General features: G+C 43.4%; 12 protein-coding genes. 6 read left to right on the top strand and 6 right to left on the bottom strand.

The window, feature by feature from the left end; all coding sequences use genetic code 11:
* Positions 1-66 precede the first annotated feature (66 nt).
* Positions 67-819 carry a 3-keto-disaccharide hydrolase gene (locus G458_RS0115360; protein WP_026952676.1) on the bottom strand — a complete coding sequence of 251 codons (753 nt, stop codon included), beginning with the start codon at positions 817-819 and terminating at the stop codon, positions 67-69.
* A 98-nt stretch (positions 820-917) separates the two neighbouring features.
* On the opposite strand from G458_RS0115360, the gene ypfJ reads away from it, so the two are divergent.
* Complete coding sequence (ypfJ, locus tag G458_RS0115355) at positions 918-1,811, top strand: KPN_02809 family neutral zinc metallopeptidase (RefSeq protein WP_026952675.1); 894 nt, start codon at positions 918-920, stop codon at positions 1,809-1,811.
* 37 nt (positions 1,812-1,848) lie between these two features.
* On the opposite strand, the gene G458_RS0115350 is transcribed toward ypfJ, so the two are convergent.
* Positions 1,849-3,075 (bottom strand): Nramp family divalent metal transporter, encoded by a 1,227-nt coding sequence (locus tag G458_RS0115350; protein ID WP_026952674.1) that lies wholly within the window; start codon positions 3,073-3,075, stop codon positions 1,849-1,851.
* 79 nt (positions 3,076-3,154) lie between these two features.
* Here G458_RS0115350 and G458_RS21010 point away from each other — a divergent pair, with 79 nt between their 5' ends.
* The 4 genes from G458_RS21010 (at position 3,155) to G458_RS0115325 (ending at position 8,362) form a co-directional block, all read left to right on the top strand.
* Positions 3,155-4,171 carry an alpha/beta fold hydrolase gene (locus G458_RS21010; RefSeq protein WP_035468363.1) on the top strand — a complete coding sequence of 339 codons (1,017 nt, stop codon included), beginning with the start codon at positions 3,155-3,157 and terminating at the stop codon, positions 4,169-4,171.
* On the top strand, positions 4,161-5,402 hold the full coding sequence (locus G458_RS0115340) for a DNA recombination protein RmuC (RefSeq protein ID WP_026952673.1): 1,242 nt from the start codon (positions 4,161-4,163) through the stop codon (positions 5,400-5,402). The genes G458_RS21010 and G458_RS0115340 overlap by 11 nt, the downstream gene beginning before the upstream one ends.
* 162 nt (positions 5,403-5,564) lie before the next feature.
* Complete coding sequence (gene trkA / locus G458_RS0115330) at positions 5,565-6,911, top strand: Trk system potassium transporter TrkA (protein WP_026952671.1); 1,347 nt, start codon at positions 5,565-5,567, stop codon at positions 6,909-6,911.
* 2 nt (positions 6,912-6,913) lie between these two features.
* Complete coding sequence (locus tag G458_RS0115325) at positions 6,914-8,362, top strand: TrkH family potassium uptake protein (RefSeq protein ID WP_026952670.1); 1,449 nt, start codon at positions 6,914-6,916, stop codon at positions 8,360-8,362.
* On the opposite strand, the gene G458_RS0115320 is transcribed toward G458_RS0115325, so the two are convergent.
* Complete coding sequence (locus tag G458_RS0115320) at positions 8,359-10,818, bottom strand: ligase-associated DNA damage response DEXH box helicase (protein ID WP_026952669.1); 2,460 nt, start codon at positions 10,816-10,818, stop codon at positions 8,359-8,361. The genes G458_RS0115325 and G458_RS0115320 overlap by 4 nt on opposite strands.
* 208 nt (positions 10,819-11,026) lie before the next feature.
* Between G458_RS0115320 and G458_RS0115315 the strand changes: the two genes are divergently transcribed.
* Positions 11,027-11,530 carry a hypothetical protein gene (locus tag G458_RS0115315; RefSeq protein ID WP_026952668.1) on the top strand — a complete coding sequence of 168 codons (504 nt, stop codon included), beginning with the start codon at positions 11,027-11,029 and terminating at the stop codon, positions 11,528-11,530.
* A gap of 67 nt (positions 11,531-11,597) precedes the next feature.
* On the opposite strand, the gene G458_RS0115310 is transcribed toward G458_RS0115315, so the two are convergent.
* The 3 genes from G458_RS0115310 to G458_RS0115300 all read right to left on the bottom strand — a co-directional run bounded on the left by G458_RS0115310 (position 11,598) and on the right by G458_RS0115300 (position 15,115).
* A complete protein-coding gene (locus G458_RS0115310) occupies positions 11,598-12,194 on the bottom strand; it encodes a hypothetical protein (protein ID WP_026952667.1) in 597 nt (198 codons plus the stop codon).
* A gap of 11 nt (positions 12,195-12,205) precedes the next feature.
* Positions 12,206-14,518, bottom strand: a complete 2,313-nt coding sequence (locus tag G458_RS0115305) for a TonB-dependent receptor (RefSeq protein ID WP_084438886.1) — start codon at positions 14,516-14,518, stop codon at positions 12,206-12,208.
* A gap of 162 nt (positions 14,519-14,680) precedes the next feature.
* Positions 14,681-15,115: a hypothetical protein gene (locus G458_RS0115300; protein ID WP_026952665.1), complete on the bottom strand. Its 435-nt coding sequence runs from the start codon at positions 15,113-15,115 to the stop codon at positions 14,681-14,683.
* Between the last annotated feature and the right edge of the window lie 39 nt (positions 15,116-15,154).

Here is a 15,154-nt window from a genome sequence, read left to right as displayed (position 1 = left end):
GCAATGGCCTTCGACTCCGCTCAGGCTGACAAAGGGAAACTTTATGGGGCAGCCTCTTTTTCTTTTTTAGTCTAATTTTTTGATCCAAATATTCCGGTAAAGGACATCATGTCCTTCAGCCTGAAGTTTGAGGCCACCGGGAGAATCCGTGATTCCTTTTCCTCCTTCATTTCCCCCGTCAATTCCTGAGTTAGGACCACCCCAAACTTGCTGGATTTCAACGTTGTCGTGGATTTTGACTCCATTGAAATAGACAGTCACCCGAGCTTTTTCAGTCAGTTTTCCATTTTCAAATCTTGCCGCCCGAAACTTGATGTCATAAGCATTCCATTTTCCGACTCCATTGTATTCTTCCGAAGTAGGTAAATGTTCATTGATGACTGCTGCCATGCCATGCAGGCCATAATCTCCGTCCAAGACTTGAATTTCATATCGATTTTGAAGATAGACTCCACTGTTTCCACCTTCATTTCCTACCAAAAATTCAACATGGGCCTCGAAATCACGGAATTCATCTTTGGTGACAATATCTGCGGCTCCGTATTTTCCACCAGCACCGGAAGGATCATTGGAGGAAATAGCGGGCATTCCATCGACAGGGTCTTTCACTTCTTTCCATTTGATCGGCATTTCGGCAGAGAATCTTGGTCCTTCCCAATACTTCCAGTTTTCATGGAGTGATTTGGCGGTGCCATCTAAATAGACCTTGGCGCCTTTTGGAGGTTTGGTGCCTAAGTATGAGCTGGCTTTTTGGGCAAAAGCTCCAAAACAAACGAAGCTTGAAAGTAAGAGTGCGGAATAGAAAATTTTTAGGTTCATAGGTTACGGGTTTAAAATTTCATGAAAGGAAAACTTGAAGTCTGGTTTTCGAATTGGTCAATTTGGTTAATTTTATTCGAAAACAAATCTTTTATACCATGAAATGGCAAGGCAGAAGACAAAGTGGAAATATTGATGACAGAAGGGGGAAAAGTGGCTCTGGAGGTGGATTAAACCCCATGTTGATTGGCACTTTGGTCAAATTTTTATTTTCGAAAACAGGCCTTGTCATTATTGGCCTCTTTCTGGTTATTTCTTTCGTCACAGGCAATAATCCGCTTTCCTTATTGGGTAATTTACTTGGCGGTGGTACCGGGCAGGGCTTTACTACGGGAACGAATTACACTCCAACGGCAGCCGAGGATGAAATGGCAGCATTTGCCGCCACTATTCTGGCAGATACAGAGGATGTTTGGAATCGGCAGCTAGAAAATTATAGAGAACCAACCTTGGTTCTATTTTCCGGAGCTGTGTCTTCCGCTTGTGGGAATGCGAGTAGTGCCACAGGACCTTTTTATTGTCCGGCAGATGAGAAGCTATACATTGATTTGAGCTTTTTTCAGGATATGGAGACGAAACTGAAGGCGGGAGGGGATTTTGCCTATGCTTATGTAATTGCTCATGAAGTCGGACACCATATCCAGAAAATTATGGGGATAACCGACCAAGTTCATAGCTTGAGGGGACAAGTTTCGGAGAAAGAATACAATCAAAACTCGGTAAAGCTGGAGCTTCAGGCAGACTTTTTAGCGGGAGTTTGGGCTCATCATAGTCAGAGAGTTTCAGGAATGATGGAAGCGGGAGATCTGGAAGAGGCTCTGAATGCAGCGAATGCTATTGGAGATGATCGACTTCAAAAACAAGCCTCAGGAAGAGTTGTGCCTGATTCTTTTACCCATGGATCTTCGGCCCAGCGGATGAGATGGTTTAAAAAAGGATTCGATACCGGAGATCTGCGGCAAGGCGATACGTTTAATGCCAGGGACCTATAAATAATTCAGAATTATGAATTTAGAATTCTGAATTCATTCAAAACCATCCCATTACGGTTCCGATACTTTTGATTCCTAAACCTAACGTGATCAGCCAAATCAAAAAGCCAATGGTGGTGGAGATCCAGGTGTTTTTGAATTTCCCCAGATAAGCAGACTGACTTCCAGCCCATATCAACCAGCCACTAATGACCGGGAGCAATATTCCATTGGCAATCTGAGCCAAGGTAATTAAGCTAACCGGACGGATGCCAAAGGATGAAAACAGAATCCCCAAAAACAGAATAATTCCCATGCTTGCTCTCATTTGGGGAGATTTGACATCCTGGTTCCAGCCTAAAATCCCACAAATCACCAGCCCTCCCGCAAGAGGGGCCGTGATGGCAGAAGTCATTCCGGCGGCCATTAATCCAAACCCCATCAAATAAGTCCCAAAAACTCCGAATACCTCAGTAAGTCCTTTAGCGATATCCTGGGCATTGTGTAACTCCTGAGCAGGATTTGCAACGCCCACGATTAGAATGCCCATGGAGACAAGACCTCCGAGGATCACGGCCAAACTGATGTCGGTTCTCATTTTAGAAACAGAATCTGCCGAATTCCACTTCTTTTTGACCAAGCTAGCATACAAAAAGAGATTGTAAGGGACCACGGTGGTTCCGATTAGCGCAACTACAGTGGGGAATTTTTGGAAATCAAAGGAAGGAACTACTCCCTGTAAGATTCCCATCAGGTCGGGTTTGGTCATTACTGCCGCTACCAGAAAGGCCAAAGACATGGCAATCACCAAGGCCACCAAGACCTTTTCAATCCGCTGAAAATTCCCGCTCCAAAGTAAGGCCAAAGCCAAAACCCCAAATAGAAGGTTTCCGGAAACAAGTTCCATTTCGCTGAATTTCCACACCGGAAACTGAGCAAAAATTCCGAGGCCCAAGTTAGCTCCGGAGATATTCCCACCTTCATATGCAGCATTCCCAAGTCCTATGGCAGCCAAAATCAATACCATGGAAAAGTATTTCAGAACTTTCCCACCTCTTTGATTTCTAAGCAACTGGCTAAGGTCCATTCCGGTGACTAATCCTAAGCGACCGGAAATTTCCTGGAGATACAGTGTGGCCACAATGCTTAAAACCAGAGCCCAAAGCAGGGTGTAATCATATTGAATACCCGCTAAGGTGCAGACTGTTACGGTCCCTGGACCAATAAATGCGGCAGTGACCAAAGGACCGGGGCCGATTTTTTCTAGTAAACTTTTAAGTTTCAAAGGGGAAGTTTTTTGGGAAAATAGAGAATTGGGAAGATTTTTTGTAGGTTTTATTGTTCCAATGTCAAATTAGTCTTTCATGCGATTTGTTAAAATACTCAGTAAAATTCTGGTGACCTTATTGCTTGCTTGCATGTTTTTTTTGGGTTTGATGTATCGCTCGGATATTTCGGCCGATGAAACGATTGGAAAGTATTACACCCCTGAATCCCATTTTTTGAATGTTGATGGACAAAATATCCATTTAAGAATAATGGGAGAGGGAGAGCCGATCTTTTTGCTCCATGGGAGTTTTTCATCACTGCATACCTGGGAGATCTGGCAAAAAGAACTCAGTCCCTACTTTATGACAATTGCCTTGGACTTTCCAGGGCATGGATTGACTGGACCGGATGACTTGAAGCGCTACTCTCTAGAGGATTATAGTGTGCTGGTTCAGCAGATAGCCGAGAAGTTGAGTATTTCCAAGTTTCATCTGGCGGGCAACTCCATGGGAGGGGCCGTTGCCTTGGAGATTGCCTCCAGTAGGCCAGACAAAGTTTTGACTTTGGCTTTGTTGGATGCTTCAGGAGCTCCCCAACGAAAAGTAAGAACCATTGAGACCGATTCAGTCAATACATCTTCGAAGTCTCCCTGGATCATCCAATTGGCAAAGAATCCATTGTTTTCTAAAGTTTTGCTGAAGTGTACTCCCAAATTCCTGTTTGCCATGAATATGAAGCAGGTCTATGGAGATTCTAAAAAAATACGTCAGGAAACTGTCGATCGGTATTACGAGCTGATGTTGAGAGAAGGGAATCGTCAGGCGACTTTAGACCGGTTGAGCCAAACCAGAAAGTCTGAATTTGACTTTGAAAGAGTTTCTATGCCCACTTTGATTCTTTGGGGAGCTAAGGATTCCTGGATTCCGGTTTCCCATGCTAATCTTTTTCAAAATGCACTCCCCAAAGCCAATTTGGTGATCTTTGAGGAGGCAGGGCATGTGCCTATGGAAGAAATCCCGACAGAATCTGTCTCAGAATACTTGTCATTTTTAGGTGTGGAGGTTAGGAGGAATTACCTTGAACCTCCCAAACAAATCGTTTATGCAGACTGATCCTGTCCTATACCTGATCCTTGGAGTCCAGGTCTTATTTTTTATCTGGCTTATTTGGTCTTCCTTGAAAAGCGGGAAAAATGAATCTTTAAATCGGGATTTGGCCCAATTGAGACAGGAGTTAAGCCAAGCTTTGGCAGAACAAAGAAAAGAGTCTGGGGAAACCATGGTCCGGCAATTTCAATTGGTATTTGAGCATCAGCGAGCTGGCACAAAAGATCAGAATGAGGCTTTGAAGCAGTTTGGTGATACTGTGAAGCAGTCGATGAAGGAACTGAATGAATTGCAGCGGGAGAAGTTTTTTGAATTGAGCCGAAGGCAAGATGAAATGGTCAAAAACACTGAATCCCGGCTTGAGAAAATCCGAGAGACGGTCGATGAAAAACTCCAGAAAACCCTGGAAGCCCGCTTAGGTCAATCCTTTGAAATGGTCAGCCGGCAGCTGCAGGCAGTTCAAAAAGGCTTGGGAGAGATGCAGAGTTTGGCCAATGGAGTGGGGGATTTGAAGCGGGTTTTAACCAATGTGAAAAGCAGGGGAGTGTTGGGAGAATATCAGTTACAGGCAATCTTGGAAAACCTCTTGTCTCCAGATCAATACGTGGTCAATACTGCAGTGAATGGAGGTAGGGAGCGGGTGGAATTTGCCGTGAAAATGCCGGGTCAGGACGATGTGGTTTTACTACCCATCGATTCCAAATTTCCTCAGGAGTCCTACTTGAGATTAGTGGATGCCTATGAAGAAGGAGATAAGTCCAAAGTCGATTTTTATCGAGCCGAACTTTTCAAAGCGGTGAGAAAATCGGCTTTGGATATTCAGAGCAAATACATTCACCCACCCGGGACTACAGATTTTGCAATTCTATTCCTGCCCGTTGAGAGTCTTTATGCTGAAATCCTCCGGGAGCCGGGATTGAGTCAGCAAATTCAGCAGGATTTCAAAGTCATCGTCACTGGACCGACTACCCTTTCAGCCATTTTAAATTCCTTACAAATGGGCTTTAGGACTCTGGCCATTCAAAAAAGAAGTGCCGAAATCTGGCAGATTTTGGGGGCGATCAAGACAGAATTCGGGAAATTTGGGACTCTTTTGGAAAAAACTCAACGGAAGCTTACAGAAGCCAATTCCGAGTTGGATAAACTCGTGGGTGTTAGAACCCGGATGATTCAACGAAAACTTAAAGATGTTCAGGAACTTCCGGAACTTGAGAGCAAAAATCTCCTGGAGGAGTAATTTTTTCCCTGAAAATTCAGGTGAAAAAGTATCTGATTTTTGTTTTTACCCAAAGGGATTCCTTACCTTTTCCCGAGTTTTGGAAAAAGAACAATCATTGTCTCTGAAATCCATCCGAAAAGACCTTAATTTCGCCCGAAACAAAGACTCAAATAAATCTCTATGGGGATGAATATTGTAATCGCAGGAGCTGGGGATATGGGATACCATCTAGCGGAGCGGTTGAGTTATGACAACAAAGACATTACGCTGATCGATACAGATCGTAACGTCTTAGACTATGTAGCCTCTAAACTTGATGTTTTAACCGTCCAAGGGGATGCCACTTCGCTTGATGTTTTGCAACAAGCTAATGTGGAAGATGCCCATATGGTTTTGGCTGTGACTACTTCTGAAAAGACCAATTTGGTAACGGCAGTTTTGGCCAAACAATTGGGAGCCAAGCGGGTAATGGCCAGAGTTAGAAACCATACCTATCTCAAAGAAGAAAACGTTCCATATTTCAATAATCTGGGAATCGATAACCTGATTTCTCCTACGATGCTTTGCTCTAGGGAAATCTACAAGATGATTGAAAACTCAAGTTTTACGGAGGTTTTTGATTTTGGTGGAGGAAAGCTCAATATCGTCGGGATAACCTTGGACCAGTACAGTCCATTGGTCAATCAGAGGATCATGGATACCAAAGAGGATCCGATCTATGAAGACATCCGAATCATTGCGATTGTCCGGGACCAAAAGACCATTATTCCTCGTGGAAGTACGATCATCCGAAATAACGATCACGCTTTCTTCATTTCCCACAAGAAAAATACCGAGTCGATCATCGAGGCCCTTGGCCAAAAAAAGGTCAAAATCAAAAATGTGATGATCATCGGAGGAGATGATATGGCCGTGACCACGGCGATCAAACTCCAGAAGGATTACCGGGTTACCTTGGTCAACAATGAAAAAGACCGCTGCAAATGGCTTGCGGAACGCCTTCCGGACACTTTGGTAATCAATGGAGATTACAAAAACATTGAACTATTGGTGGAAGAGGGACTTGAGCAAATGGATGCATTCCTTGCCCTGACCGAATCTTCAGAGACAAATATCATCACCAGTCTTTCTGCTAAAAATCATGGGGTTTATAAAACCATCGCCCATGTAGATACACGAGAATACATCCATATTTCCCACAGTATTGGAGTGGATTCACTGATCAACAAGAAGTTGGTGGCGGCGAATGAGATCACCCGATACTTGAGAAAAGGCACTGTAGATGCAGTTTCAGGGATTTATGGGGTGGATGCTGAATTTATTCAATATAGCGTCAGCAAGAACAACCGCCTGACTAAGCATCCGCTAAGAGAGTTGCATTTTCCATCCTCCGCCATTGTCGCAGGGGTGATTAGGGGAGAAAATGTACATATCCCTGACGGGGATTTTATGCTTCAATTAGACGATAAAGCGATTGTTTTGGCCCTTCCTGAGGCTAAGCAACCCTTGGAGAAACTTTTTCATTAAGCATGATTCAATTTAAAGCTATCGGGAGAATCATGGGCGCCTTGATGTTTTTGATCGGGGTATTGATGTTGCCTGCTGCTTCTATTTCCTGGATTTACAATGAAGATTCCTCGCCGATCATGATTTCGGCGGCAATTTCCTTATTCATCGGGATGATCTTCTTTTTCTCTTTTGCCAAGTATGATCAATTGATCAGAAAAAGAGAAGGATATTTAATTGTAGCCCTGAGCTGGGTTATCATGACCCTTTTTGGGATGCTTCCTTTTTTTCTTTCTGATCAAATAGATTCGGTTTCGGATGCGATTTTCGAAACAGTATCTGGATTGACCACCACCGGAGCCTCCATTTTGACCGATATTGAAGCGATGCCAAAAGGATTGCTGTTTTGGAGGAGTATGACCCAATGGATTGGAGGTTTGGGTATTATCGTTTTGACGGTAGCCATCTTTCCTCTCTTGGGAATTGGTGGTTCTGAGCTCTTTGTAGCAGAATCTCCCGGTCCGACTTCCGATAAAGTCCACCCCCGAATTTCAGAAACAGCCAAAAGACTTTGGTACATCTATGTGGGCTTAACGGTTGCTGCCGCTTTTCTTTATTGGGCTGGAGGAATGACTTTCTATGATGCGGTCAACCACGCCCTGACTACCTTGGCTACAGGAGGATTTTCTACCAAGAATGCCAGTATGGCCTTTTATGACTCCGCTTTTATTCAATATGTAGCTGTGATCTTTATGTTTTTTGCCGGCACCAACTTTACCCTGATCTATTTTGGAATTGTTGGGAAATTTGGGAGGATTTTTAAGAGTGATGAGTTTAAGGCCTACACAGGAGCAATACTTCTATTGACTCTAATTGTATTTGCCGGGATTTTGATCAATTCCGAAACTGAAGTGGAACTAGCTTTCCGAAAATCCATATTTCAGGTAGTTTCCTTAATCACCACGACCGGTTTTGTGACGGATGATTACACCCAATACGGAATGGGGATCACTTTCATCTGCTTTATGATGTTGTTTTTGGGTGGATCAGCGGGTTCTACAGCAGGTGGGATCAAGTTTGTCCGCCATGTGGTATTCTTGAAGAATTCCTGGCTGGAATTCAAAAGAATCGTTCATCCCAGAGCTATAGTTCCTTTGATCATCAACGGGGAAATGGTAACCGGGAGAATCATTAACAACATCATGAACTTCCTCTTGATCTACCTCAGTACCTTCGTTGCTGGTTCTTTGGTCATTGCGATCTTGGGTTATGATTTGGCGACTTCCTTGGGCTCAGTGGCGACTTGTTTAGGAAACGTCGGTCCGGCAATTGGAGAGGTGGGGCCTGTGGACAATTTTGCCTTCTTTTCACCCGCCGCCAAATTGGTTTTATCCTTTATGATGCTGTTGGGAAGATTGGAATTGTTTACAATTCTGATCCTGTTCACTCCATTCTTCTGGAGAGCCAACTAATCCACTTCCTGCATTTGGGCGAGGATTTTTGTGATTTTATCTTCCACACTTTCTGAGGATACATTGGTTCTGTTCAATCTATCGACCATGATTGGAAAAGAGAATGGGGTAAACTGAACAGGTCTTTGGATGACAATTTTCAGTTGGTTAAGTTTTTGGATTGCCCTGATAAACATCTCCTGCTCCATTTGTTGGTTGAGAGATTCAGCTCTGGCCTGTTGAAGCAAGAGATTTTCCGGATCATATTGCTCAAAGACCTGGAAGAGCAATCCGGAATTAGCCTGAATATGTTTGAAGGAGACTGGTTTTCCTGGATAACCCTGAAAGACTAATCCTGCGATACTGGCAATTTCCCTGAATTTTCTTCTGGACATTTCGCTTTCATTGACGCAATGCAAGATATCCTCCTCAATGTTTTTCAGGCTTAGAATGTCTTCTTCAAAGATTTCCTCTGGAGAAATGGGCACATCCGAAAGGATTTCGAATCCATAGTCATTCATAGCCATATTCAAGGAAATCGGATAGTTGAGGGATATCCTATAGGCAATCAAAGCACTCATTAGTTCATGCATCATTCTGCCCTCGAAAGGGTAGAAGAAGAGATGATATCCATCCGCACTTTGTAGGTATTCTACCAAAAAGGTATCACCATCCGGAACGATTGAGAGTTTGCTTTGCAAATCCAAAATTGGCAGTACTCTCCGGACTTCTTCGGAAAGAATTAAACCTTGATTGTATTGTTTGAAAATCTCCCGGATTTTATCTGAAAGCATGGAAGAAAGTGACATTCGGGCACCCATCCAGCTGACTACATTGGAGGTCTTTTTCTCGGTGACTCGCACGAAAACATCCATTCCTTTGACCTGGAGGAGTTCAAGGTTTCTTCCTGCAAAAAAGAACCGGTCTCCGATTTTCATTTTGGCGATAAAGTACTCTTCGACGGTGCCGAGGTAAGATCCATTTTTGAATTTTACCCGCAAACTGACATCCGATACGATCGTACCCATGCTCAGCCGGTGTTTCATGGCGATTTTCCGGCTTTTGACTCTGTAGAGACCATCTTCAGCCAATTCCACTTTCAGGAAATCCTCATAATTTCCCAAAGAAGCACCTCCTTTGGTGATAAAATCCATGACCCATTCCCACTCATTGGGACTAAGTTTGGAAAAAGAATAAGTCCTCTGTACAATGGGTAGTATAGATTTTGGATCGAAGCCTTCTCCCACCGCCAAGGTGACTAAAAACTGGATCAGGACGTCATAGGTAAGTTCGGGGGTAAACTGAGACTCCATTTCTTCCTTTTCGATGGCATTTCTCAAGGCTGCTGCTTCCACCAGCTCCAGGGCATTGGTGGGCACAAAAAAGATCTCCGAAGGAAGTCCAGGCTGGTGGCCGGCCCGGCCTGCCCGCTGAACGAATCGGCTCACACCTTTGGGACTGCCCACCTGAATAACCCGATCTACTGGCCTGAAATCGACCCCCAAATCCAAACTGGAAGTACAAATGACCACTTTGAGTTTTCCTTCGTGGAGTGAATTTTCTACCCAAGCCCTTACTGCCATGTCAAGTGAACCATGGTGCATGGCCATCCAGCCTGACCATTCGGGTTTGGCTTCTAAGATTTTTTGATACCAGATTTCGGTTTGAGATCGGGTATTGGTGAAAAGCAAAACGGTTTTTCCGGCCTCAATGATGTCGATTACCTTATCCAGCATCCGGGTTCCCAGATGCCCAGCCCAAGGGTATTTTTCAATTTCATCTGGAAAAACAGAATGGATGAGGATCTGCTTTTCCACCTCAGCTTTCACGATGTGGACGGGAAGATCTGCGCCTAAAAGGACTTTTGCAGCCTGCTCCAAATTGCCAATCGTGGCCGAAATCGCCCACCTTCGAAAAGTATTTGGACAAATCCATTGAATGTATTCCAAGGCAAGTTGTACCTGGACACCCCGTTTATTTCCAACCAATTCATGCCATTCATCGATAATGACTGCTTGAAGAGATTGAAATAGCTTTTGATGCTCTTTCTGAGAAATTAGAATATGGAGTGTCTCGGGTGTGGTGATCAAGCATTCCGGAGGATTATTCTTGAGTGCAGTTCTTGTTTTAGCATCCGTATCCCCATTTCTTACGGCGACTCTCCAAGGTAAGCCAATGGAGTCACAGACTTCCTGCATGGCCTTTTGAATGTCCTGAGCTAAGGCGCGGAGGGGAGTCACCCAAATCAGCTGAATCCCATTATTTTTGGCCTTCTTCCAAGTGTTTGGGTTCTGATGGATATATTCCAGGATTGCAGGAAACCAAAGGGCAAAAGTCTTTCCTGAACCTGTGGGAGCATTCAAGAGGCCTGATTTTCCCTCCAGGTAATCATTCCAGGTTTGGATTTGGAAAGGGAATGGATTCCATCCTTTTCCTCGAAAATATTCCAAAGCTATTCGGTGTTTGGAATCTTCCATCGGGTTTTGGGTCTGTTTCAATCTTGGCTTCAAAATGAGAAAAGAATTGGGGTTCTTTATCCTTTTGACAGAATTTGTCTTGAAGTGTTTTTATAGGCAAAATATTCCGAAAGTGTCACTCATCACTTTTTTTGGGAGTTAAATGAATTATTTTAGTTAAAATTAAACAGCCTTCCCGGCAAATCGTTTGGTAGAAAAAAGACAGAGAATGAAAAAGATTTTTGCAATAGCCTTAGTCGCCTTTGGTTTGTTGGCCTGTTCTGAGACTGAGCCTGAAAAATACACTGGGCAGGAATTGAATTTTGAGTTGTATAAATCCAGTGATTATAATTTCTCAGGAGTATTGAATGTAAGAGAATTACTGGGGGGTCAATTGGAATTCAACTTGAAGTTGGATGGTACAAAAGCAAACTCAGACTACGAATATCCAGCCCATTTGCATTTTGGAGGATACGATCAGGCAGATGCACCAATAGCTTTTTTGCTTCGTCCAGTTTCAGCAAAGACTTTGGAGTCTTCTACGATTTTAGGAAAATTGTCTGATGGTACGAAATTAGGTTTTGAAGAAATGAAGTTATTTGATGGGCATGTCAAAATTCATTTGGCCAACGAAGGGCCGGATTATCAAGTGGTTTTGGTCGCGGGTAATGTCGGTAAAAATCCAGCTGAATTCATCCCTGAGAATATGGCCATTTGTGGAAATAACTTCTAAAGCAAACAGTCGATAAATGCAAAAAGGCAGCTGGGAAGCTGCCTTTTTTTTGGGGGGTAATTCTCGATTAATTAAGAACAATTGGGAAGGTGATATCCAAATCAGTTTCTCCACCTGCTTGAATAAAATTGGCAAAGTTTGGATTGGTGGCGCCTGGGAAGTTCTTGTCCAAATCATGTCTCAAGACTACTCGCATAGAAGTATTGTTGGTTCCTGGAGAGGATGATACGGTCAATCTTGTTTTTACGCCAAGGTTAATTCCATTGTCATCAGCATAGACAATGCTTAGAATATTGTTGGTAAAAGCACTTCCAAGGAAAAAGAATTGATGCTCGTCAGCTTCTTCCAAGATTTCTTTGGTGATGTCTTCCCCTTCAATTGTATTTAGCACCTGGATAGTCATCGAATACTTTTTGCCTTTGATGAGATTGATGGTTTCGATGGTCGGAGATCCTCCAATTTCAATTCCTTGCGAATCACTGGCCTTAAAAGAAAAAGTGCTTCCAACTGGGTTATTTGATCCGTCCAATTCCTGGAAATTAAGAATTACATCAGTGATCACTTCACCTTCATTTTCTTTTTCAGGATCTTCACTTTCGCAAGAAACGAATCCCAGCGTCAGGGCTGCAAATAAGTACAGAGGCAGTTTGGTGTAGTTTTTCATTTTGTTAAAATTTAGAATTGGTAATTGAGTTTGATTAAAATATTTCTTCCCATATCATCCGTGAAATAGCGGAATCTGTTCATGTATTCTTTGTATTCGGTATTCAATAGGTTGTTGACCTGAACTCCTACATTCAGTTGGTTTTTAGCTAGTTGTATTTTCTTTTGATAGGCAAGATTGATTAGCGCATAGCTTGGTGGCGCTGGTGCCAAGTCAAAATCAGGCTCCCTTTTTTGCCTGGCAACCAGTTGGTTGCTGAAAGTGAATTGATGGGAGTTTGGATTGTCTTTTTTTCCAAAGGAATAGGAGAGTCCCCAATCCATCCGATCAGAGGGGATAAAGGGAAAATAGTTATCCATGTCAGTGTTTCTGGCCCGGATGATGGAGCCTTTTGCATAAGCATTAATTCGCTCTGAAAAAGCATAACTACCCGAAAGGTCAACTCCGTAAAAGAGAGCATTTGCCTGTAGGTATTCATACACATTGAAAGTACCCCGTAGGCTGACGTAGGTCTCTCCAGTAGGATTGAGATAGATGTAATTCTGGATTTGGTTGAGATATCCGGTGAATTCGATCAAGACTTTGTCTTTTTCAAATTCCAATCCATTGACCCATTTGAGGGACTTTTCGGAGAGCAAATTGGCATCTCCAATCTCCACAGCCGCAGCACCATGATGGAGACCTTGGGAGAACAGCTCATTTACATTCGGGGGTCTCCATGCAGATCCCAGGTTGGAAGAAAAAGAGAAATAGGGGCTTAATTGGTACAATCCTCCGATAAAGGCAGAGAAATTTTGATAATCCAGACTAGCTTCTTGAAGTTCATTTCCCACAAACCTTGCAGCATCTACTTTTCGGTAATCGTACCGGACTCCGGCTTCCAGTTCCAATGGCCCTTTCAGGTATTTTTCCATCCAGTAAACTCCACCATTGAGCATGTTATAGTTTGGAATAAGAGGAGTGACACCTGTTCCCGGGATATTTGAATTTGCCTGCTGGATAAGATTGAAACCGAAGCTTCCGCTCCAGTTGGATTTCAGGTTGTGATCCAGAAATAGCTCTAGGGTATTGGTGAAAAGCTCCAAATCCAGGCTAGGGCGGGCATTTAAATCGCCTCTTCTTCTATCGTACTCCTTTCGGTTATTGAGCTGAAATCCATATTGAAGATTAAGCTTCCAAGAGGGGTTCAGATGGTAATGAGCTTTAAGTTTGGCCAAGTGATGGTTCACTTGCTGTTTGGGGTTGGAGATTTCATAGGAAAAGTCCGGCTTGTTAAAAGGCTCTCCATTACGGATGATTTCTTCCAGATCCGAAAGGTTTCCAGTATGTGCATCCCTCAAAATCCCAATTTCAGTATTGAAAAAGCTGTAGTAAGATTCAATCCCCAAATCCCCGGAGCTGTATCCCAGGGCGGTGGAGAAGTTATATTCCGCCATGCCCGTGTTGGCTTGGTAGTAGTTTGGTGATTTCACAAATCCAGCCCTTTTGGCAGAAGCCTGAACTCGGTATCCCAATCCTTTGATTTTATCCGAACCTCCCTCATGTGAAGCAGATATGTTTCCCATTTGGCCATTCGTTCCACCGATAAGATGAAGCTCAGTCAGGTGCTTTTTAGAGGTTGGAAGGGAAGGTGGGTTGACCAAAATCACTCCTCCCATAGCCTCAGGACCAAATCTTACAGTCTCAGCACCTTTGATTACTGTGATTTCATCCGCCAAAAAAGGATCAATTTCCGGGGCATGTTCAGCTCCCCACTGCTGACCTTCCAGTCGGATGCCATTGTTTAAAATCATGATCCGGTTACTATGCATTCCGTGAATTACCGGTTTGGCGATTGTATTACCAGTCGAAAAGGTGGTCACACCGGCCACTCGTTTTAAGCTTTCGCCTAGGCTTTCTCCTCGAGCTTGAAGAAGAGCTTCACCATAAAGCGAGGTAACAGCGGTGGTGGTTTGAACTGCATCCCGATGTCCGTGAACTTCCACTCCGCCTAAGTCCAAAGACTCTTCTTCCATCCGGAATGTTTGATTTAATGTATTTCCTGTCAGCTGAAGGGTTTGAAGGATTTCTTTATGTCCTAGATACTGAACTTTGATGGTGTAAGTGCCTGGACAAAGGTCTCTGATTACAAAGTTTCCATTGGGATCTGACACCGCACCGGAGCGATTTTCCATGATTAGGATGGAAGCAGCCTCAATGGGTTCACCGTTTTCAAGGTGAATGATTTTCCCCCTTAGGGTAAGATTACATTGCTGGGCTTGGGTCCAATGGACGATAAACCCAAAAACCAGAAATAGAAAATATGGCTTTGCTTTATGTAACACGGTTGCAAAAGTAAAATGTGCTAACCGATTTAACCAAAGTTTTTGAAACAAAGTTGCATAAAATGTTAAATGGTCATTCTTGGATGTGAAAGCAGGGATCAAAAAAAATGAAAACAAGAAATCCGGCCTTTTGAGCCGGATTTTGATTTATTAAAAAGGATTTTATGCCATCCAATTCATCCAAGGAAGTCTGCTCAAAAGCAAAATCAATCCTATGGCATAGAGCATATAGATACTTCTGAATTTGGCACGGGACTCCGTGAGTTTTTTGCCTCGGCTGTATCCGATGGTGATGAGGACAATCGCAACAATATTGATTACGGGGTGCTCAAGGGCGGTAAGTCGTGCTACTGGATCAGACATCGCACCTCCACCGGTCAATAGTTGTAGGCCAAGAGGACTGACAAAATAAAGAATCAGACCCACCAAAAGCTGGACATGGGAAAGGATAAATGCAACCAGAGCAAGTTTACGATCTCTCTCTGTAAATTCTCTTCCGGTAAGTGAACCGAAAAGCGCCCAGAAGATGACGATGATCAAAGCAGCCAGTACCAAATAGGCAAGGCCGGAGTGGGTATGTAATAATCCTGTGTACATAGTTTTTTGTTTGAAAGGTGAAATTAGTACAAAAGCAGA

This window comes from Algoriphagus mannitolivorans DSM 15301, assembly GCF_000429425.1.
GTDB lineage: Bacteria > Bacteroidota > Bacteroidia > Cytophagales > Cyclobacteriaceae > Algoriphagus > Algoriphagus mannitolivorans.
Note: the sequence above shows the minus strand (reverse complement) of the source record. Positions and strands in the feature narration are given on the sequence as shown.

Bases quoted from the DNA above. Each gene is read 5' to 3' on its own strand.
- G458_RS0115360 (WP_026952676.1), bottom strand. From the start codon at position 819: ATGAACCTAAAAATTTTCTATTCCGCACTCTTACTTTCAAGCTTCGTT.
- ypfJ (WP_026952675.1), top strand. From the start codon at position 918: ATGAAATGGCAAGGCAGAAGACAAAGTGGAAATATTGATGACAGAAGG.
- G458_RS21010 (WP_035468363.1), top strand. From the start codon at position 3,155: ATGCGATTTGTTAAAATACTCAGTAAAATTCTGGTGACCTTATTGCTT.
- G458_RS0115340 (WP_026952673.1), top strand. From the start codon at position 4,161: ATGCAGACTGATCCTGTCCTATACCTGATCCTTGGAGTCCAGGTCTTA.
- trkA (WP_026952671.1), top strand. From the start codon at position 5,565: ATGGGGATGAATATTGTAATCGCAGGAGCTGGGGATATGGGATACCAT.
- G458_RS0115325 (WP_026952670.1), top strand. From the start codon at position 6,914: ATGATTCAATTTAAAGCTATCGGGAGAATCATGGGCGCCTTGATGTTT.
- G458_RS0115320 (WP_026952669.1), bottom strand. From the start codon at position 10,818: ATGGAAGATTCCAAACACCGAATAGCTTTGGAATATTTTCGAGGAAAA.
- G458_RS0115315 (WP_026952668.1), top strand. From the start codon at position 11,027: ATGAAAAAGATTTTTGCAATAGCCTTAGTCGCCTTTGGTTTGTTGGCC.
- G458_RS0115310 (WP_026952667.1), bottom strand. From the start codon at position 12,194: ATGAAAAACTACACCAAACTGCCTCTGTACTTATTTGCAGCCCTGACG.
- G458_RS0115300 (WP_026952665.1), bottom strand. From the start codon at position 15,115: ATGTACACAGGATTATTACATACCCACTCCGGCCTTGCCTATTTGGTA.